Genomic DNA, 520 nt, shown 5'->3' with positions numbered 1-520 from the left:
GGACGCGGAATGGGCAAAGTCCATGCGAGACGCCTGATCCAACATCCGCAAACGGCCCAAAACCGGCCAAATGTCATGCCAGCGCGTCGAAAGCACAGGTTGCGGGGCCGATTCCGGGTTATTCGGCATTCAAGGAAGTCGTCGCCAAGATGCAGAGGATGATCGTGCATCTGGCGAGACCGGCGGACCGATCCCGGCCTCTTTCCCTTCGAACCGTGTCACACAGTTTCAGAACCGAAAATCTGCCAGTTGGCGGCCTCGATCAGGCGCGCAGCACCATCGCCACGGCACAGGCCGCGGTTGCCGGCAGGCGCAGCACGTCGTGGATCCGGGCTATGCGCTCGGGCGTGTAATAGCCCTCTTCATGCAGGATGTTCATCGTCGCGATGACCTTGCCACCGATGATCAGCGGCAGGTTCACCACAGAGCCGCAGCCCAGCTTGCCGATCAGCTCGGCATCGGGGAAGACCGTGTCGATATCGGCCAGCGTGTTCGACACGAAAGCCTCCTGCCGGGTCAG

1 pseudogene is annotated in these 520 nt (G+C 61.7%); it reads right to left on the bottom strand.

What is annotated here, in order from left to right:
* Positions 1–262: 262 nt before the first annotated feature.
* Positions 263–520, bottom strand: a pseudogene (locus RM543_RS18885) (GAF domain-containing protein); the annotation flags it as partial.

This window comes from Tropicimonas omnivorans (assembly GCF_031846565.1).
In the GTDB taxonomy this organism is placed as follows: domain Bacteria; phylum Pseudomonadota; class Alphaproteobacteria; order Rhodobacterales; family Rhodobacteraceae; genus Tropicimonas_B; species Tropicimonas_B omnivorans.
This window is presented reverse-complemented; position numbering and strand designations above follow the sequence as displayed.